The 19531-nt window shown below is 43.3% G+C and carries 18 protein-coding genes; 10 read left to right on the top strand and 8 right to left on the bottom strand.

All coding sequences use genetic code 11. The features are described 5' to 3' along the window. Positions 1–222: 222 nt before the first annotated feature. From ABF638_RS02595 to purF, 4 genes are all read left to right on the top strand, one after another. Complete coding sequence (locus ABF638_RS02595; protein ID WP_435020001.1) at positions 223–537, top strand: hypothetical protein; 315 nt, start codon at positions 223–225, stop codon at positions 535–537. Next, on the top strand, positions 501–905 hold the full coding sequence (locus ABF638_RS02590) for a type II toxin-antitoxin system death-on-curing family toxin (protein ID WP_435019999.1): 405 nt from the start codon (positions 501–503) through the stop codon (positions 903–905). Before ABF638_RS02595 ends, ABF638_RS02590 begins: the two co-directional genes overlap by 37 nt. Positions 906–947: 42 nt before the next feature. Beyond that, a complete protein-coding gene (gene purL, locus ABF638_RS02585) occupies positions 948–3341 on the top strand; it encodes a phosphoribosylformylglycinamidine synthase subunit PurL (RefSeq protein WP_435019997.1) in 2394 nt (797 codons plus the stop codon). Positions 3342–3528: 187 nt separating this feature from the next. Next, positions 3529–5028, top strand: a complete 1500-nt coding sequence (gene purF, locus ABF638_RS02580) for an amidophosphoribosyltransferase (RefSeq protein ID WP_435019995.1) — start codon at positions 3529–3531, stop codon at positions 5026–5028. A 67-nt stretch (positions 5029–5095) separates the two neighbouring features. Here the strand turns inward: purF and lysS are convergent, their stop codons facing one another. Further along, positions 5096–6613, bottom strand: coding sequence for a lysine--tRNA ligase (gene lysS / locus ABF638_RS02575; RefSeq protein ID WP_435019993.1), 1518 nt, complete (start codon positions 6611–6613; stop codon positions 5096–5098). 112 nt (positions 6614–6725) lie between these two features. Here lysS and ABF638_RS02570 point away from each other — a divergent pair, with 112 nt between their 5' ends. Next, the gene (locus ABF638_RS02570) at positions 6726–6989 is read left to right on the top strand and encodes a Uma2 family endonuclease (protein WP_435019991.1); all 264 of its coding nucleotides are present in this window, start codon (positions 6726–6728) and stop codon (positions 6987–6989) included. Between the two features lie 178 nt (positions 6990–7167). On the opposite strand, the gene ABF638_RS02565 is transcribed toward ABF638_RS02570, so the two are convergent. The 5 genes from ABF638_RS02565 to ABF638_RS02545 form a co-directional block, all read right to left on the bottom strand. After that, positions 7168–7593: a hypothetical protein gene (locus tag ABF638_RS02565; RefSeq protein ID WP_435019989.1), complete on the bottom strand. Its 426-nt coding sequence runs from the start codon at positions 7591–7593 to the stop codon at positions 7168–7170. 84 nt (positions 7594–7677) lie between these two features. Next, positions 7678–8799 carry a geranylgeranyl reductase family protein gene (locus tag ABF638_RS02560; protein ID WP_435019987.1) on the bottom strand — a complete coding sequence of 374 codons (1122 nt, stop codon included), beginning with the start codon at positions 8797–8799 and terminating at the stop codon, positions 7678–7680. 137 nt (positions 8800–8936) lie between these two features. After that, a complete protein-coding gene (gene frr, locus ABF638_RS02555) occupies positions 8937–9485 on the bottom strand; it encodes a ribosome recycling factor (protein WP_069074278.1) in 549 nt (182 codons plus the stop codon). After that, complete coding sequence (gene pyrH / locus ABF638_RS02550; protein WP_069074277.1) at positions 9472–10200, bottom strand: UMP kinase; 729 nt, start codon at positions 10198–10200, stop codon at positions 9472–9474. Before pyrH ends, frr begins: the two co-directional genes overlap by 14 nt. A 71-nt stretch (positions 10201–10271) precedes the next feature. Beyond that, the gene (locus ABF638_RS02545) at positions 10272–10826 is read right to left on the bottom strand and encodes a thioredoxin family protein (protein ID WP_181927857.1); all 555 of its coding nucleotides are present in this window, start codon (positions 10824–10826) and stop codon (positions 10272–10274) included. A 470-nt stretch (positions 10827–11296) separates the two neighbouring features. Here ABF638_RS02545 and ABF638_RS02540 point away from each other — a divergent pair, with 470 nt between their 5' ends. The 3 genes from ABF638_RS02540 to ABF638_RS02530 all read left to right on the top strand — a co-directional run bounded on the left by ABF638_RS02540 (position 11297) and on the right by ABF638_RS02530 (position 14928). Continuing rightward, positions 11297–12223 carry an alpha/beta fold hydrolase gene (locus ABF638_RS02540; RefSeq protein WP_435019983.1) on the top strand — a complete coding sequence of 309 codons (927 nt, stop codon included), beginning with the start codon at positions 11297–11299 and terminating at the stop codon, positions 12221–12223. 39 nt (positions 12224–12262) lie between these two features. After that, complete coding sequence (locus ABF638_RS02535) at positions 12263–13096, top strand: Uma2 family endonuclease (RefSeq protein ID WP_435019981.1); 834 nt, start codon at positions 12263–12265, stop codon at positions 13094–13096. 581 nt (positions 13097–13677) lie between these two features. After that, positions 13678–14928, top strand: a complete 1251-nt coding sequence (locus tag ABF638_RS02530) for a protein kinase domain-containing protein (RefSeq protein WP_435019979.1) — start codon at positions 13678–13680, stop codon at positions 14926–14928. Positions 14929–14963: 35 nt separating this feature from the next. On the opposite strand, the gene ABF638_RS02525 is transcribed toward ABF638_RS02530, so the two are convergent. After that, positions 14964–15872 (bottom strand): c-type heme family protein, encoded by a 909-nt coding sequence (locus ABF638_RS02525; RefSeq protein WP_435019977.1) that lies wholly within the window; start codon positions 15870–15872, stop codon positions 14964–14966. 294 nt (positions 15873–16166) lie between these two features. Here ABF638_RS02525 and ABF638_RS02520 point away from each other — a divergent pair, with 294 nt between their 5' ends. Both ABF638_RS02520 and ABF638_RS02515 read left to right on the top strand, forming a co-directional pair. Next, entirely contained in the window at positions 16167–18068 is a 1902-nt protein-coding gene (locus ABF638_RS02520; RefSeq protein WP_435019975.1) for a protein kinase domain-containing protein, read from the top strand. A 262-nt stretch (positions 18069–18330) separates the two neighbouring features. Further along, on the top strand, positions 18331–19224 hold the full coding sequence (locus tag ABF638_RS02515) for an SDH family Clp fold serine proteinase (RefSeq protein ID WP_181927851.1): 894 nt from the start codon (positions 18331–18333) through the stop codon (positions 19222–19224). A gap of 29 nt (positions 19225–19253) precedes the next feature. Here ABF638_RS02515 and ABF638_RS02510 read toward each other — a convergent pair. Next, a partial coding sequence (locus tag ABF638_RS02510) for a hypothetical protein (protein ID WP_435019973.1) occupies positions 19254–19531 on the bottom strand: 278 nt, incomplete at its 5' end.

Here is a 19531-nt window from a genome sequence, read left to right as displayed (position 1 = left end):
TCTGATTGACAGCAGATTTATGCAAGTTCAAGAGCTAGAAATTTCACTGAGATTACAAAGTCAAGTTATCTTTAAAGACTAAAGCATTTGGTGTAAGACGGATATCCGTGTATAAAAGCTTCGATTATTGTTGACCTGAAAGCCCTCACTCAGCGCGATAAGCTAGAGTTAGCAGCAGAACTGATTCACAATGTCTTGCAACATACCTAGTTTGGGGTAACGATGGCAACAGAACAAAAACACAGCACTTATTTATCAGAAGCCGAAAGCCGTTTGCGTCAGCTTTCTCCTGAAAAGTTGCGATTAGCAGTTGCGTTTCTGGCTTACTTGCAGGAAACAGAAGAAAACGAAGTTACTGAAAAAGTATTATTAAATATTCCTGATTTTGCCCAATCTTTCCGCGAGATTGAACAAAATGAAGACAAGTTAGAAAATACTGCCTCAAATCAGATTGCCTCAGATGAAGAGGTATGGCAGGCTTATTTAGCTTCTAAACAGAAATGGCAGGAGGTTTACCGTCGCCTTGCAGACTCCTAGATTTCTTTCTATTTCTCAATCACCAAGATGAGATAAACAGCTTTGGTGGAACATCTGGTGTCAGAGACGAAGGTTTGCTAGATTCAGCATTGGCACAACCTCAAGCTACTTTTGGCGGCGAACTTCTCCATCCTACAATTCACGAGCAAGCAGCAGCATACCTATACCATTTAGCGATGAACCATCCGTTTATTGATGGCAATAAACGCACTGCATTTGCGGTTATGGATACCTTCATAACCTTAAACGGCTACAGTTTGAACTTATCCCAAGAGCAAGCTTACAACTTGGTGATTCAAGTAGTTCAGAAAGAAATATCCAAAGAAGAACTATCTGCATTCATGGAACTGCACTTACAGGGCAAGTAAATCGATAGAATAATGCTCTGTCCCCCAGAGTGCATTACTTCCATGACTGCAACCTCAAAACCAGCCTTTTCCCCCCAAGAAATTGCTGCTGAAGGTCTTAAACCAGAAGAATACGCAGAAATTGTCCGTCGGCTAGGCCGTCATCCCAACAAAGCTGAACTAGGAATGTTTGGCGTGATGTGGTCTGAGCATTGTTGTTACAAAAATTCTCGACCCCTACTCAAACAATTTCCCATCGATGGCCCCCGCATCCTGGTGGGGCCTGGTGAAAATGCTGGTGTTGTAGACTTGGGTGATGGACTCCAACTAGCTTTTAAGATTGAATCTCACAACCATCCCTCAGCAGTCGAACCCTTTCAAGGAGCCGCAACGGGAGTCGGAGGTATTCTCAGAGATATTTTTACAATGGGTGCGCGTCCCATTGCCCTATTAAACTCGTTACGCTTCGGTTCCTTAGAAGATCCCAAAACCCAACGGCTGTTTAGCGGTGTCGTGGCAGGAATCTCTCATTATGGTAACTGTGTGGGAGTACCCACCGTTGGCGGCGAAGTTTACTTTGACTCTGCTTACTCTGGTAATCCTCTGGTGAACGTTATGGCATTGGGGTTGATGGAAACCTCAGAAATCGTTAAATCTGGAGCATCTGGCTTAGGCAACCCCGTGCTGTATGTTGGTTCCACCACTGGGCGCGACGGTATGGGAGGCGCGAGTTTTGCTAGTGCAGAATTGAGTGATCAATCCATAGACGATCGCCCTGCTGTACAAGTGGGCGATCCTTTTTTGGAAAAGTCGTTAATTGAAGCTTGTCTGGAGGCGTTTAAGACGGGTGCAGTTGTCGCCGCCCAAGATATGGGAGCGGCGGGGATCACTTGTTCTACCTCAGAGATGGCAGCAAAAGGCGGTGTGGGAATTGAACTAGATTTAGATAAGATTCCCGTCAGAGAAACGGGGATGGTTCCTTATGAATATCTGCTTTCGGAATCTCAAGAACGAATGCTGTTCGTTGCACACAAGGGGCGTGAGCAGGAATTAATCGATATTTTCCACCGCTGGGGACTTCAAGCTGTTGTCGCGGGGACAGTCATCGCTGAACCCATTGTGCGGATTCTCTTCCAGGGTGAAATAGCAGCAGAAATCCCCGCTGAGGCTTTGGCGGAGAATACACCACTGTATAACCGGGAGTTATTGGCAGAAGCACCAGAATATGCGCGTCAAGCTTGGGAATGGACTGCTGATTCCTTACCTCCTTCCACAACTGCTGGAATAGAACTTCCAGGAGGACTGCAAAGTTGGAATGATATTCTGTTAACTTTGCTCGATACACCCACGATCGCTTCTAAAAATTGGGTATATCGTCAGTATGACCATCAAGTACAAAATAATACGGTAACACTGCCAGGTGGTGCAGATGCTGCTGTTATCCGTTTGCGCCCCCTTGAAGAGGACAAGGGGCGGGGGAGCAGGGGGGCAGAGGAGCAGAGAAGAATTCCCAATGTCCAACGCGGTGTTGCTGCCACGGTAGATTGCAATCCTCGTTATGTTTATCTTGACCCCTACGAGGGAGCTAAGGCAGTGGTGGCAGAAGCAGCCCGCAATCTTAGTTGTGTGGGTGCAGAACCTCTGGCTGTGACAGATAACCTAAATTTTGGCTCTCCAGAAAAACCCATTGGTTACTGGCAATTAGCAGAAGCTTGTCGCGGTTTGGCGGAAGGTTGCCGAGAATTAGCAACACCAGTCACAGGCGGAAACGTCTCTTTGTACAACGAAACCCTAGATTCTGAAGGCATCCCACAACCCATTTATCCCACTCCTGTTGTGGGTATGGTGGGCTTAATTCCCGATATCACCAAAATTTGTGGTCAAGGTTGGCAAACATCCGGCGATGTGATTTATCTTCTCGGATTGCCTCTGACATCCCAAATCAGTCTAGGAGCATCTGAATATTTAGCCACTATCCACGATACTGTTGCCGGAAAACCGCCACGGGTAAATTTTGACTTGGAACGCCGTGTGCAGAAAGTTTGTCGTGAAGGAATTCGTAATGGTTGGGTACGTTCAGCCCACGATTCTGCTGAGGGAGGAGTGGCGATCGCATTAGCCGAATGTTGTATTGCTGCAAACCTTGGTGCTGAAATCAATTTAGAAATAGCACCAATGCAATTAAACCGCTTGGATGAAGTGCTGTTTGCCGAAGGTGGTGCCAGAATTTTAGTTTCTGTAGCATCAGCACAACAACAAATTTGGGAATCATACTTACAGGAACATCTGGGTAAAGATTGGCAAAAACTGGGCACAGTTGGTAATTTTGAGGCGGGTTTGGGGGTTTTCACCACTGATAACCAAACCTTAATCAAAGTTAGTATCGAAGATATGAACGATCGCTATTCCCATGCGATCGCCAGACGTATCGCCATCCACACCACTACCCCTAGTTAAAAAAGTGAGGAGTTGAAAGTGAGGAGTTAGGAGTTAGGAATAAAAAGCATAACTCCTTACTCTTTTATTAGCGTCTCTGAGCATAATTACGGTACTGTTTTAATGGATGGTTAAAGATTTGTTAAGAACTCCGCAACCATTTATACAATCCCAGTGACTTGACCCCCCCACCAGGAGCAAAGCTAGCATGATTTCTATTCATTCTGTCACTTCGGATGAATACCCCGACCAGACCAACAACCCAATCAATAGTCATGAAAATCAGTCTGACAAGCCAGAAGAAGCTTGTGGTGTTTTTGGGATCTACGCCCCAGGAGAAAACGTTGCTAAACTGACCTACTTTGGATTGTATGCCCTCCAGCATCGGGGTCAAGAATCAGCTGGTATTGCCACCTTTGAGGGTACAAAGGTACATCTCCACAAAGATATGGGCTTGGTGTCTCAAGTTTTCAATGAATCTGTCTTGGATCAATTGCCCGGTAGCCTTGCTGTTGGTCACACTCGTTATTCCACAACAGGTTCTAGCCGCAAAGTTAATGCTCAACCCGCAGTATTAGAAACCCGTTTAGGTTCATTAGCTCTGGCACACAATGGTAATTTAGTCAATACAGTGCAACTACGTCAAGAGTTGCTTGAGAATAAATGTAACTTAGTCACAACAACAGACTCAGAAATGATCGCTTTTGCGATCGCAGAAGCCATAGATACGGGTGCTGATTGGCTAGAAGGTGGAATTCAGGCATTTCACCGTTGCGAAGGAGCATTTAGTTTAGTTATTGGTACTCCCGTCGGTGTTATGGGTGTCCGCGATCCCAATGGCATTCGACCCTTGGTAATTGGCACTTTAGCTGGTAATCCAGTCCGTTACGTTTTGGCTTCCGAGACTTGTGGTTTAGACATCATTGGAGCCGAATACCTGCGAGATGTAGAACCAGGTGAATTAGTTTGGATTACTGAAGAAGGTTTGGCTTCTTATCATTGGAGTCAAAAATCTGAGCGGAAATTGTGCATCTTTGAGATGATTTACTTTGCCCGCCCTGATAGCGTTATGCACAACGAGAGTTTGTACAGCTATCGAATGCGGTTAGGGCATCAATTAGCTAAAGAATCTGTTGTAGATGCCGATATTGTCTTTGGTGTTCCTGATTCTGGTATACCTGCTGCTATTGGATTTTCCCAAGCGTCTGGTGTTGCTTACGGCGAAGGACTGATTAAAAATCGCTATGTTGGGCGAACCTTCATTCAACCAACCCAAACCATGCGCGAATCGGGTCTGCGGATGAAACTCAACCCCCTCAAAGATGTGCTGGCAGGGAAACGAGTAATCATTGTAGATGACTCGATTGTTCGCGGTACTACCAGCCGTAAACTAGTCAAAACCTTGCGTGAAGCAGGTGCAATAGAGGTACACATGCGAATTTCTTCTCCGCCTGTAACTCATCCCTGCTTCTATGGCATCGATACCGATTCTCAGGATCAACTCATTGCTGCTACCAAGTCAGTAGCGGAAATTGCCAAACAACTCGAAGTAGATAGCCTTGCCTATCTTAGTTGGGAGGGAATGCTAGAAGCGACACGAGAAGACACCAATAGTTTCTGTTCTGCCTGCTTCACCGGAGATTATCCCGTGGCAATTCCTGATCAAGTGAAGCGTTCTAAGCTGATTTTAGAAAAAGTAGTGGTGTAGGAATTGGGGGATTAGGGACATGAGAAGCAATCCCCAGTCCCCAATCCCCAGTCCCCAATCCCCAGACTTAATCTGGGGATGATTCTAATTTTTCTGGCTTGAGTAAGGGGAAAGCGATCGCATCCCGAATACTGGCACAATCAGTTAATAACATCACCAAGCGATCGATCCCAATCCCTAAACCACCAGTAGGCGGCATCCCATATTCCAAAGCGGTGAGAAAGTCTTCATCTACACCTTGGGCTTCTAAGTCGCCAGCAGCTTTCCGCGCCGCTTGTGCTTCTAAGCGTTCTCTTTGATCAATAGGATCGGTAAGTTCTGAGAAGCTATTCCCAGTTTCTCGCCCGACTATAAATAACTCAAATCGTTCTACTAAACCAGGCACAGAACGGTGAGGTTTTGCTAGGGGCGAAATTTCTACAGGATAATCAATTACAAAGGTAGGTTGAATTAAATTGGCCTCTACTTTCTCTTCAAATGCCAAATTCAGTAACTTACCAATTGATTGAGCTTCATCTATACCAGGAATACCAGCATTTTTACTTGCTGTTTTTGCTGCTTCCAAACTTGGGAACGAATTAAAATCCAAACCTGTAAATTCTTTAACTAAATCGTGCATTGTCACCCGTCGCCAAGGTGGTGTTAAATTTATAGGTTCCCCTTGGTAGGTGATTTCTAATGTGCCAAGTACGTCTTGGGCGACAGTAGTAATAATCCCTTCAGTCAACGCCATCATATCGTTGTAATCGGCGTAGGCTTGGTAAACTTCAATCGTCGTAAATTCGGGATTGTGTCGAGTTGAAATTCCCTCATTGCGGAAAACTCGCCCCAATTCAAACACCTTTTCAAAACCACCCACAATCAACCGCTTGAGATGGAGTTCTGTGGCAATTCGCAGATACAACTCCATTTCTAAAGTGTTGTGATAAGTGATAAATGGACGTGCATCTGCACCCCCAGTCTCACTTTGCAAAACTGGCGTTTCAATTTCCAGAAAATCCCGCTGTTCTAAATAGCGGCGAATACCAGCAGTAATTTGAGCGCGACGGCGGAAAGTTTGTCGCACTTCCGGGTTAACAATCAAGTCAACGTAGCGCTGACGGTAACGCTTGGCAACATCCGTTAATCCATGCCACTTGTCGGGTAGGGGCAACAGGGATTTAGTGAGGATAGTATATTGTTTAACGTAGACAGATAACTCGCCCTTTTCAGTCCGTTTAATAGTACCTTTGGCTCCTAGAATGTCGCCTGCATCCGTAAGTTGCTTCAAGTGATTGAAGGCATCGGCATCAATATCTGCCATACCTTCTTGGATGCGATTTTTATCTAGATAAAGCTGAATTGTGCCGGTTTCATCTTGCAAAGTGAAGAAAGCTAATTTACCGAAAACGCGACGTGCCATAATGCGTCCGGCTATGGCAACTTCTAAATCAACTTCTTCACCACTGACTAAATCGGCAAACTTTTCTTGCAACTGCGCTGCATGATGGGTAGATTCCCAACGATAGGCATAAGGGTTAGTCCCTAGCTGCTTGAGTTGTTCTACTTTCTCCAGCCTGGCGGCTCGGATATCTTCTTCCGACATGGTAACGAACTAAATAGGGCAAGATTAATTATAGATGCTGTCAAAGTTGAGAGTAAGAGATAATCGCCTAAAAGTGATGTGCGTAGGCGTAGTCAGCCACAGGAAATATACAATGACACAAACTAGAGTGCGCTTGTGGACTGTAAACGAATATCATCGGACACTAGAAACAGATCGTAAACAAAAAGCGCCTCTTTATGCTAAGGCAGGAATTGCTGACTACTGGATTTTGGATGTGAATCAGCGTCAGGTTTATATTTTCCGCGAACCGGGGTTAGAAGGCTACAATCTTGAATTTATTTTGCAGGAGGATGCAACGTTATCCTTGATTGCTTTTCCAAAAGTTGAAGTCCCGATTAATCAACTGTTTCCATAAGTTTAGCGATCGCCAACTATCCAGAGATTTACGCTTTAGCATTAGTCCGCGAAGGCGGACTTTGTTTGTGTAGCCGCGACTTCCAGTCGCCAGGGTATAAGAATGATGTAGATGAAAATTTCCTATTTGCTAAACCACAGCAAAAAGAAAGCGCTACGCAAAATGATTGCTTTTGCTCTTACTTCTGTCCTATTTTTAGCAAATGCCTAGATGAAATAACTTTCATTTTCAAGTTAGTAAATTGCACGATCGCCTTTACCAACTCTTGCTGCTCTAGTTTCAAATTCAATTTTTCTAATGCTTGATTGAGATTATTACCAGCCCGGAGATTGTGATTAAGTTGGGCACGTTGGGATGAGTTTAACACTGCCTCAATTTCTCTGTTTCTTCTCTGACGTACAGCCTGGATTTCTTGGCGTTGTAAGGGAGTCAGGTCAATCTCCGATGAGGTGGAATAGCTTGCAGTTTTGGTAGTCTGGGCGAAAATAACACCAAAAGTAGTATTGATTTGAACGGGTGCAGCTAAGGCAATTCCCGGCATGAAGAGGACAAGAGCAAGAATATTAGCGAACACAGATAGCCGTTTTATCAAGTAAATTGCCATATTGCCATATTTAGAAATGCCTATTATACAGTGACGGAAGTTTGCTTACTTTTAACAAGTTGCTCAAGCAACTTGTCTGGTTAATTAACCTCCAAAACCAGAAATTAAACGCTTGAGGGCACGACCGGCAACGTCGCCATAGCGCAGTTCTCCACACATAATCTTACCCATGATTTGGGGAGCAGAGGGGTGCTTAACACCAACTTTGTAGCCAATGTTGGAAAACCGATAAAACGCTCCAGCTAACTTTTGCGCCCAAGCCATCTCAGTCCCCAACTCTTCATTAATAGCTTCGCTATATCTTTCTAAAGCGTTAGTGTCATTAGAAAGTGCTTCATTAATGGTTGCGGCTGCGAGCAAACCGCTAAAAATTGAGGGGCGAATGCCTTCTGCTGTCATGGGATCAACCACACAAGCAGCTTCCCCAGCCAAAACAGCATTTTGGGTGTGCAGCTTTTGATTACCATCCCAAATACATAGGGGATGACCATATTGTTTGCTGGTTTTGAGGTCTAAATTCAATGATTTGGCGTACTCATCCAAAATCTTTTTGAAGTCTTGGGGTTGACGGCCAATAAACGTCCCAACACCTATGGAATAACCATCAGCTTTGGGAAAGTTCCAGAGATAGCCGTTTTTGACTAAGCCAAACTCAAAATGAATTACGGGTTGGTTTTCTACAACTCCAGGGATTTCTGCCTCTAAAGCCCCTGTGAGGAAACGTTTCCGTTCTTTGAAACCTAGCCATTTTGCCATCGGCCCTTTAGCACCATCAGCCGCAATTAAGTAGCGACCTGTAACTGGCCCATTGGCTGTGTTAACTTGCCAATAGTCACTTTTAAATTCAATACCCGTTACTTCAGTATTATCTCGTAGTTCAGCCCCTTGCTTCTGTCCTTGCTGTACTAGGAAATGGTCAAAAATATCTCGTCGCACCATCCAGACTGGTTCTTTAGTGGCAGTTTTTGCTTCCACTGGGTCGCCCAATTTCCAGGTAAAGCGAAGGGAGTCGGCTTTCAGAGAAATCGCTGGGCTAAAATCAAAGTCAAACCATTGAGCGATCGCTGGAGATACACCACCGCCACAAGGTTTATATCTTGGCAAGGATTCTTTTTCCAGCACTAATACTGAGCGACCTTGTTTGGCTAAATGATATGCCGCTGTTCCACCAGCTGGCCCAGCGCCGACGATGATACAGTCGTACATAAGGCTGAATTTTTGCTCCTGAATTAGTTTATTTTCTATTGAGATAATTGATCAATTTTTGTTAGATACCTAAGAAATGATAAAGGCTGAAGAATTTATCCATTATCCTTCAGCCTTTATGCTTCAGACTTTAGACTTTAAACAGTCGTAATGTCTTTTTCTTTTTCTGCCAGTAATTCGTCTATTCGGGCAGTGTACTTGTTTGTTAGTTTTTGCAATTTATCTTGCTGATCTCGTGCTTCGTCTTCAGGAATTTCGGCGTTTTTTTCCTGTTTGCGAATGGCGTCTATGGCATCGCGGCGGATGTTGCGAATAGCAACACGACCCTCTTCAGCATACTTAGATGCTATTTTGACGAGTTCTTTACGGCGATCGCTTGTCAAGGGCGGAATATTCAACCGAATCACGGAACCGTCGTTGCTGGGGGTTAAACCGACATCTGACAAAGAAATCGCTTTTTCGACTATATTTAAACTGCTGCGATCGTAGGGTTGAATTAAGATCGTCGTAGCATCCGGCGTGCTAATGTTTGCCAGTGATTTCAAGGAAGTGGGCGAACCGTAATAATCCACCAATACCTTATCTAATAGACTCGCATTGGCTCGACCAGTGCGAATTGAGTTAAAAGATCGTTGAGTTGCCTCAACCGTCTTTTGCATCGTACTCTCAGCTTCAGCTAATTTCACAAGAACCTCCCACAAGGGTACCGATGGATTCTCCCAAGACTGCTCGGTGGATGTTGCCTCGCACCGTTAGGTCAAATACCAGAATTGGGATATTATTTTCTTTACACAAGGCGATCGCAGTACTATCCATCACCCGCAAATCTTTGGCTAAAACGTGTGCGTAGGTAAGGCTATTGTAACGCTTGGCGTCGGGATAAATATGAGGATCGGCATCATACACTCCATCTACCTTGGTGGCTTTAAAAATCACCTCGGCATCAATTTCTGCTGCTCTTAATGCCGCAGTGGTGTCTGTAGTAAAAAAGGGATTTCCAGAACCAGCACCAAAAATTACCACCCGTCCTTTTTCAAGATGACGGATGGCACGACGACGAATATACGGTTCTGCTAATTCTTGCATAGCGATCGCAGTTTGCACCCGCGTCTGTACTCCTATGCGTTCCAGAGAATCTTGTAGCGTCATGGCGTTCATTACCGTGGCAATCATCCCGATATAGTCAGCGGTTGCCCTGTCCATCCCCGCCGACGCTGCTTTGACGCCACGAAAAATATTGCCGCCGCCAACAACTATGGCAATTTGAGTGCCAGTGGCTATCACCTCTGCTAATTCTTGTGCTATTCCTTTGACCACTTCTGGATCAATGCCATAGCCCATGTTGCCCATTAAGGCTTCACCGCTCAGTTTGAGTAAAACCCGTCGGTAATTCGTTCCCATGAAGTTCCGCTTTATCAAAAAAGTTGCAATTGCCTCCAATTTAAGATAGCAGTTACAGGGACTATCTATGTCTAGTTACGCCAAATCAATGTAGTACCTATTGGTTCTGTTTGTGGTATATCTATTTCTTGACCTTTAAACAGAGAAGCGATCGCAGTTCTCAAATAATCCTCTCCCACCGATGATGGGTCTTGGCGATGATTGTCAATTCTACCTTTGTAGCGGACTATACCATTAGTATCTATTAAAAAAGCCATTGGTGTTTTTGTAGCACCAAAACTGCGGGTCACATCTTGCGTAGAGTCCCACAGGTAGGGGAAGTTCAAGTGGTGACGCAGGGCAAAAGCTTTCATATTTTCAAAGCTTGACCGAGTTTCGCGATCGCCATCACTACCATTCATCCCAATTAGTGTAAAGCCTTTTGGCGCAAATTCGGCTTGAATGTTTCTGAGCTTGCCTAGATACCACTCTACATAAGGACAGTGGTTACACATGGAAATGACACCGACTGCTCGGAACTTTTCAAGATAACGCCTGAGATGGTGTACTTGACCATCAATTCCTGGCAGTTCAAAATCTGGTGCGTAGCTCCCAACGGGAGTATCAATTGTTTCTAGTAGATTCATGATTTCTGGCCCGCAGAACTAGGAACAAGAAAAATATTGTTAAATTCAGCGTCAGTTTCCAGTTGCAAACCACCCCTTAGCCGATGCCTCATATTCGCCAATCTTATAGACTTATATTAGCTATCGTAAATTGTGAAACTACTGAATCTATCACTGATGCTAATTCGCTGACATCTCCAAATAGCGAAAATATTACTCACATTACAAAAGTTCTGATTTCTAATACTGACATAATATTAAGTTATGAGTAAATTACCTCTATCAACAAGATGAAAACTCTCTATAACTAGATAAAACTATCAGCTTAATGCTAGTGTTATCAGCCTAGAAGCTTTCGTGGTATAGGTATAGGCTATCACTAGAGCAAAAGATTTATTTTGAAAATCTGATAAATTTTCTTCAAATTCAAAACAATTTTACTTGCGCTTTGCTACTGAAAGGCTTTTACCCTTGTTTTCATCAAAATTCTCATGACAACCTCAACTTCAAACACAGCACTCACTTCTACAAAAACCTGGATTTGGCAGGATTTTCCAATTTGCTATCAAACCCAAGGAACCACTGGGCCAGCTGTTGTCCTCGTGCATGGATTTGGCGCTTCTTGGTGGCACTGGCGGAAAAATATTCCCGTATTAGCGGAAAGTTGCCGTGTTTATGCGATTGATTTGATTGGTTTTGGCGCTTCCGCAAAACCTCAACCTGGTGAACAAATTGCCTACACATTAGAAACCTGGGGACAGCAAGTAGCAGATTTTTGCCGCGAAGTTGTCGGTGAGCCAGCTTTTTTAGTCGGAAATTCTATTGGCTGTATTGTAGCCATGCAAGCAGCAGTAAGCAACCCAGATATTGCCTTGGGAGTTGCTTTGCTCAACTGTTCTTTACGGCTGTTGCATGATCGCAAACGGGTAACTTTACCTTTATCTCGTCGTTACGGAGCGCCTCTACTGCAACGCCTGTTATCTATCAAACCAATTGGCGAGTTCTTTTTTAATCAACTCGCCAAACCGAAAACAGTGCGGAAAATTCTGCTGCAAGCATACTCGAATGCTGAGATGGTGACAGATGAGTTGGTAGATATTCTCACTTCACCAGCAAGCGATGTGGGCGCTGGTGCTGTGTTCCTGGCCTTTACTTCTTATTCTACAGGCCCTTTACCAGAAGACCTTTTACCACTGTTATCCTGTCCGGCAATTATCTTGTGGGGAACGGCTGATCCGTGGGAACCAATTAAGTTAGGAAGAGAATTAGCTAACTTTCCTCAAGTACAAAAGTTTATTCCTTTAGAAGGAGTGGGGCATTGTCCGCAGGATGAAGCGCCGGAGTTAGTCAATCCAATTTTACTCGATTGGATTTGGGAGCGATCGCTGTTAAAAGACTCGGCAAAATTGGAAGCATAATTTGTATCCAGCCACTCTCAAAATGTTCAGAATTTGACTATGACTTCTTCTCCCCACTATATTCCCCAATCTGATCCGCCGCTTCCTCCTTGGGAAAATCTACCAACAATGTATGATTTACCAAGTGACAACCCAGAGGAACCCGGTTTGCCAGACGATTTTCACTTTTTACAACCCTTACTTTTATATTTAACTTTTCAGCCAATTAACTGGAATCCAGAACTAGTTTATAGTGCGGCTGATCTTAATCTCTACTATGATCTCCAGCATCCTTTGTGGTATAAACGCCCAGATTGGTTTGGTGTGGTAGGCGTAGGAAAATTATACAAAGGGGAGGATTTACGGTTAAGTTATGTAACTTGGCAAGAACCAGCAAATCCCTTCGTGGTTGTTGAATTATTATCTCCAGGTACGGAAGATGAAGATTTAGGCACAAGAAGAGAAAGTGCAGCAGATAAACCTCCTAGTAAATGGGAAGTTTATGAACGAATTTTGCGGATTCCCTACTATGTTGTTTTTAGTCGCTATACTAATGAACTTCGGGCTTTCCAGTTAGTCGGTGGTCACTATGAACCGATGAACTTGACTGATGGATATCTACTAATGCCAGAGATAGATTTAAGTTTAGGCTTATGGCAGGGTTCATTTCGAGATATTGAAAGGTTGTGGTTAAGGTGGTTCACTTTGGCGGGAGAATTAATTCCCGTACCCACAGAAGAAGCCGCTGCTGCAACTGAACGAGCGATCATTGCAGAACAAGAAGCTACAGAAGCCAAACAAGAAACTGCTCAAGCTAAACGAAAAGCAGAACAATTAGCAGAACGTTTGCGTCAGTTAGGTGTGAATCCTGATGAACTAGATGAATTATTGTAGCTTTGGGAGTCTTTTATGATACAAAGTATATTTTTTGTTTTTGAGAAATCACCTGTACTGAAACCTTGATAGCGGATTCTGAAACAGCTATCTCATAATGAGATTGGCTCTCAGAAAGATTAATTTTTGAGAGCGATCGCATATTTAGCACTTGAAATACGTATAATATTTTCTTCAGGAAGTCTATAGAAACCTCAGTTTTTCAGAAAAACCATAATGTTACGCTATATCCTTACTATTCCTAAACTCGGTGTCAATTGGGTTACTAGGCGTATAGATAAGGTTCAGCATCAAATCTAAAAGGCGATGCCCTGAACATTCGCAGATATTACCGCAGACACTGGCTATGTTGCGGCTGCTAAAATACCTAAGTATGAGTAGCATGATTAAACTACTCAGGTAAAAATTGTCTATTTGGTCACACAAGACCATCGAAAGATTGTAGAAAAGTGTATTTCCTTGTTTTGATAGTGGTGCTAACCTCAATTTGAAGGATGTTATCAGCCTTTATCTGCTAGAGTTTCTGACTTTCAGCAAACTAAATAATCTATCAACAATAAAATCGCTAGGAGTGCGATGAGATGTCACAGTTTCATATCACAAGGCCAGAAATAGCTGCTGGAACTCTAATCGATAACCGCTATATTATCCAAAAAGTTCTAGGACAGGGAGGATTAGGACGAACTTACTTAGCTTTTGACACTCGTAGATTTGATGAACCTTGTGTTCTCAAAGAGTTTGCACCCATTGGCACAGGGGAGAGTGGACTGGAACAATATCGCAACTTATTTAAAAGAGAGGCAAAAATTCTTCATCAATTGCAACATCCTCAAATTCCCAAGTTTTTGGCTTGCTTTGAAGGAGATGGTCGGCTATTCCTAGTACAAGAGTATGTTGATGGTAAAACATATTCGAGATTGTTAGGAGAACTTCAACGTCAAGGAAGAAATTTCTCTGAAGACGAAGTTATCCAGTGGCTAAAAAATCTGCTGCCTGTTTTGGAATATGTCCACCAGCACAACATTATCCATCGAGATATTTCTCCTGATAACATTATGTTACCCACTGGCAAGGATCTGCCAGTACTGATTGATTTTGGTGTCGGTAAGCAAATTGCTGACGTGAACGAGGGGAGAAGTTCTAACCACCAGGTAACCTTTGTTGGCAAAATGTCCCTCGTCGGGAAAGTGGGATACGCTCCCCGAGAACAGATTAGCTTAGGTTTATGTTCACCCTCTAGTGACCTCTATGCTTTGGGCGTAACAGCTATTGTGCTACTTACAGGTAGAGATCCATCTTTACTAATGGATCAGTATTCACTTGATTGGAACTGGCGTTATTATACCTACGTAACTGATAGTTTTGCTCAAGTACTCGATCAGATGTTGGCAGATAGGCCTAACAAGCGATACCAAACAGCCAGGGAAGTTATCACAGATTTACAGCGTATTGGAGAACCAAAAGTGGCAATGTCTCCTGCAATTATGTTTGATGATTTACCTGCCACGGTATTTAATCCGGAATTTCAGGCTATGTCGGCAATATCGCAGTCATACAACCAACCTGGAGAAACAATTTTTAGTTCACTTAGTTCACCTACTAGTCCACAAACTGGGCGAATTGAACAACAACAACCTTCCCTCCAACCAGCATTTATCAAAAGTTGTCACCAGGGGTTAGCCTACCACATCGGCCCAATGGCAAATGTGATTATAGAAGAAATATTAGATGAAAATCCTTACATCTCGCCTGAACAGTTTATTGAACTTATAGCTAGGCAAATTCCTGACTTTCAAGCAGCTATTGAATTCAGAAAAAGATTATTCTCATAAAGATTTCAAGGGGATAATATTTAATTTTGGATTGTTTAGTCTCCTGTACTTCCCTGAGTGCGTTTGATTCTTTTCATTGCCATTTCTAAACTTAACTGCATCCGTTTAAAGGCTTTAGCTAAATTACCGATTTCATCATTAGACATCTGCTCGAATTCAACTTCCAGATGTCCAGTACTAACTTCTTCGGCTATGCGAGTCATGCGTTTGAGAGGCATAACAACTTGTCGATTCAAGAATAAGTTGACTAATAGGATAGTTGCTATAAATATAGTTGATACAATTAAGATAATTAGTAAGGAAGACTGATTTGCTTTGTTAATGACATTATTTGCAGGTACTGATATAATCTGAGCGCCAACAATCTCATTAAGCTTCCACCCAAATCCATTAGCTGTGCCATAGAGATTAATCATGCTTTGAGGTGCAGCTTCGGGTACACTATGACAGACCAGACAACTTTGTTCAGAAACTGGTAAGGGACGAGCAATATAAAAGATATCCCCAACAGGAATTGAGCGAAATCCACTCACTTCTTTAAGGTCTGATTTATTTCTAAACCTTTCTACAATTTCCGCCTCAAAACCGTCAGCCTTATCTCGAAGATTAGTGGGATTGAGAGTTGCTTCTTTGTAAAAGAACTCACGGTAGTCTTTTGTTTTTCGTAAAATTTCAAAGACCTCTCGTGCTGAGTATGCAGGCACACTTTGCGGCAAAAACTCAGTAGCCAATTTATCGGCTAGCTCTGGATTCACTTGAGTACTAGTGTATTTACGAACAGAACTCATGGTTTCCATGAGCATGAGAGCTGTTGAGCTAATATCTTGTTTAGCATTCTCCCTGAGTAGAGAAGACAGAGCAAATCCACTTAAGCTCAGACCGAATGTCAGAATTACCAGTAGTAGAATTGTAAATTTTTGTTTCAGATTCAGATTCTTTAGCATAATTTTAGATTACCTACAAGTCAAATTATTATGAACAAATATGGCTAAAGTTAACGTTTACTCTAGCATGAGCAATTAACTTTCATATTTTGGTGTAAAGGCATAGTTTAGCTAAAACTATTAGGGTATATCCAACTTTATACTATTAGTAATTATTGAGGTTAATGAAAATGTTCTCTAAGTAACTAAGCTCCAAAAAACTACAACAGCAATTCAAATGGAATTCCTAAAAATTCGTGTTGGCTGTTCTGATACCGTGCCAAAATAAATACCAGCAATTGTCAAATATTACTAATGGTGTGGAATGCAGGAAAGTCTTTATTCGGGGGACGCTACATTATCGAAAGCCAACTAGGTGAAGGTGGAATTGGCATTACTTATCTTGCCAGAAATCAACGGAATCAACAGCGAGTGATTAAAACCCTCAAAGAAGAAATCCTGAATCACCCCGCCTGGATTCTTCACCGAAACAAGTTACGGCAAGACTTTCGTGATGAAGCAGTTCGGCTGGCCGTGTGTCACCATCCTCATATAGTACAGATAGAAACCATCTTTGATGAGGGAAATTTGCCCTGCATGGTGATGGATTACATTGAAGGCGAAGACTTAGGACAGCGCTTGAAGCGGATAGGGGTGCTATCAGAAGTAGAAGCGCTGTTGTACATCCGGCAAATTGGCGACGCTTTGACCCTAATCCATTCTAAAGGACTGTTGCATCGGGATCTTAAACCACGCAACATCATGATCCGCATTGATAAATCAGAAGCAGTGCTGATAGATTTTGGCATCGCTAGAGAATTTATTCCTAATATGATTCAAAGGCATACTGTGTATCGTACCCCTGGTTTTGCCCCACCTGAACAGTATGAATCAGAAGCGCCACGAGGAGAATACATTGACATCTATGCCCTAGCCGCTACTTTGTATAATTTACTTACCGCAGTTGTACCAACAAGTGCAGATGATAGACGTCACAATATCAATTTAGAACCACCACAATATTTTAATCCCAACATCAGCAACAGGGTAAATCAGGCTATTATGTGCGGCATGGATTTGGAGTCAACCTACCGTCCCCAGTCTGTGCAGGAGTGGTTGGATTTATTAGGCCCGGATAGAGGGGAAGATGTAACAGCAACATCATCTACCTTAGTGATAACGCCTAGACTTAAATTACCTCCACCTGTTTTACCACTTGTTGTATTAGATCAGCAGAACTGGCAATGTATACAGACCCTCAAAGGTCATTCTAGTATGGTTCATGCGATCGCCATTAGCTCAGATGGGCAGTTTATTGCTAGTGGCAGTAATGACAACACCATCAAACTTTGGCAAGTAGGCACTGGCAAGTTAGTGCGTCAACTAGGTCGTTGGTCTTCTAGTCATTCCAATATGGTTAATTCCGTCGCCTTTAGCCCAATCTCTTCAAACCTTTCTTATCAAGGTGATTCCGGTAAATCTGCGGGAGTTGTAGACCTGAATCGAAGAATTTTAGCTAGCGGTAGTTGGGATAACACCATCAAATTGTGGGATGTCAACACAGGCAAAGAAATTCGTACTCTCATTGGTCATGCTAATTGGGTGAATTCCGTTGCCTTTAGTCCAGATGGTAAGTTTCTGGCTAGCGGTAGTGCTGATTGTACAATCAAACTGTGGCAGGTACACACAGGTATAGAAACCCAAACTTTCAGAGGTCATTCCGACTCAATTTCGTCAGTTGCCTACTCTCCGAGAACGCCTGCAACTAATAGCAAGGATAGACAGCTGGTGGCCAGTGGCAGTAATGATTACACTATCAAACTGTGGCAAGTATACACAGGCAGAAACATTTGCACATTATTAGGTCATTCCTTCTTCGTCAACTGTATTGCTTTTAGCAAGGACGGAGAAATTATTGCTAGTGGCAGTGGCGACAATACGATTAAACTGTGGCACGTAAATACAGGCAGAGAAATTCGTACTCTCATTGGTCATTCTGATTCAGTTTGGTCAGTTGCCTTTAGCCAGGATGGGCAATTTCTCGCTAGTGGCAGTTGGGACAACACTATCAAACTGTGGCACGTACACAGTGGCAGAGAAATCAGCACACTTACAGGGCATTCCAACTATGTTAGATGTGTTGCCTTCAGTCCTGATGGCCAAACGCTAGTTAGCGGTGGTGATGACGACACTATCAAGATTTGGCGAAGAGGGTAGTAAATAATTCGTAATGACGCTCCTGCGTCGCTAACGTAATTCGTAATGATGTTCTCTACGAGACGTTACGCGTAGATTGCTTCCCTGTAGGGGTGCGCGGACTCGCTAACATAATTTTGAATTTACCCACTCAGCACTCTTCATATATCTCTGTGCTGAGTGTAGTTCGATACTTTTAAATCTATAGATAGAACTGCGATCGCACCAAATTTGCGACAATAATGACGGCAACCGTGATTCTTGAACAATAAATTAATATTATATGGGTTTTGGTATTGGTGATTTATTCTGGATTTTCCTGCTTCTGACTTCTTTGCAACCCCTTTGGCAAAAACGTCAAATAGAATATCGGCGCTTGCGTGCTTTGCAAGAATTCCAGCAGGAACGCGAAAGTCGGGTGATTTTGCTGATTCACCGCCAAGAGTCCATTAGTTTCCTGGGAATTCCCATATCTCGCTACATTACTATCGAAGACTCAGAACAAATATTGCGAGCAATTCGCCTCACACCCGCAGATGTGCCGATTGACTTAATTTTACACACTCCTGGTGGTTTGGTTTTGGCTACAGAACAAATCGCCAGAGCATTAATTCGCCACCAAGCAAAAGTCACAGTCTTTGTACCCCACTACGCCATGAGTGGCGGTACTATGCTTGCCCTCGCCTCTGATGAAATTATTATGGATGCTAACGCTGTCTTAGGGCCAGTTGATCCCCAATTGGGTAATTACCCAGCAGCAAGCATCCTGAAAGTAATTGAAGATAAACCCATCAGTGAGATTGATGACCAAACTCTAATTATGGCCGACCTCTCACGCAAAGCAATACAACAAGTACAGCGGTTTGTACGAACTCTGCTGAAAGACAGTATACCCAAACAAAAAGTTCTGCCAGAAAATATCGAACCGATTATCGAAGCCTTAACAACTGGGCGCGTTACCCACGACTATCCCATCACTATTGAAGAAGCAACAGAAATGGGGCTGCCCGTAACCGTCGGACTGCCCCATTCCATTTATAATCTCATGGATCTGTACCCACAGTCACAAGGAGGACGACCCAGCGTGCAGTACATTCCTATGCCTTACAATGACCGCCGTTCAATTCTACCTACACCCAAAGGCAGACCCTTAGAAGAACCAAATCAGATGACTTGAGTCTTTGAGGTAGGAATTTTTTCTGATGACTAAGGTGTAGATGTCGGTGTAGCTGTCGGTGTAGCTGTCGGTGTAGATGTCGGTGTAGATGTTGGTGTAGATGTCGGTGTAGATGTTGGCGTAGATGTTGGCGTAGCTGTCGGTGTAGCTGTTGGCGTAGCTGTTGGTGTAGCTGTTGGCGTAGCTGTCGGTTTAGCTGTTGGCGTAGCTGTCGGTTTAGCTGTTGGTTTAGCTGTCGGTTTAGCCGTTGGTGTAGCTGTCGGTTTAGCTGTTGGCGTAGCTGTCGGTTTAGCTGTTGGTTTAGCTG

Origin of the sequence: Nostoc sp. CALU 1950, assembly GCF_051172895.1 — a bacterium.
Lineage (GTDB): Bacteria > Cyanobacteriota > Cyanobacteriia > Cyanobacteriales > Nostocaceae > Nostoc > Nostoc edaphicum_A.
This window is presented reverse-complemented; position numbering and strand designations above follow the sequence as displayed.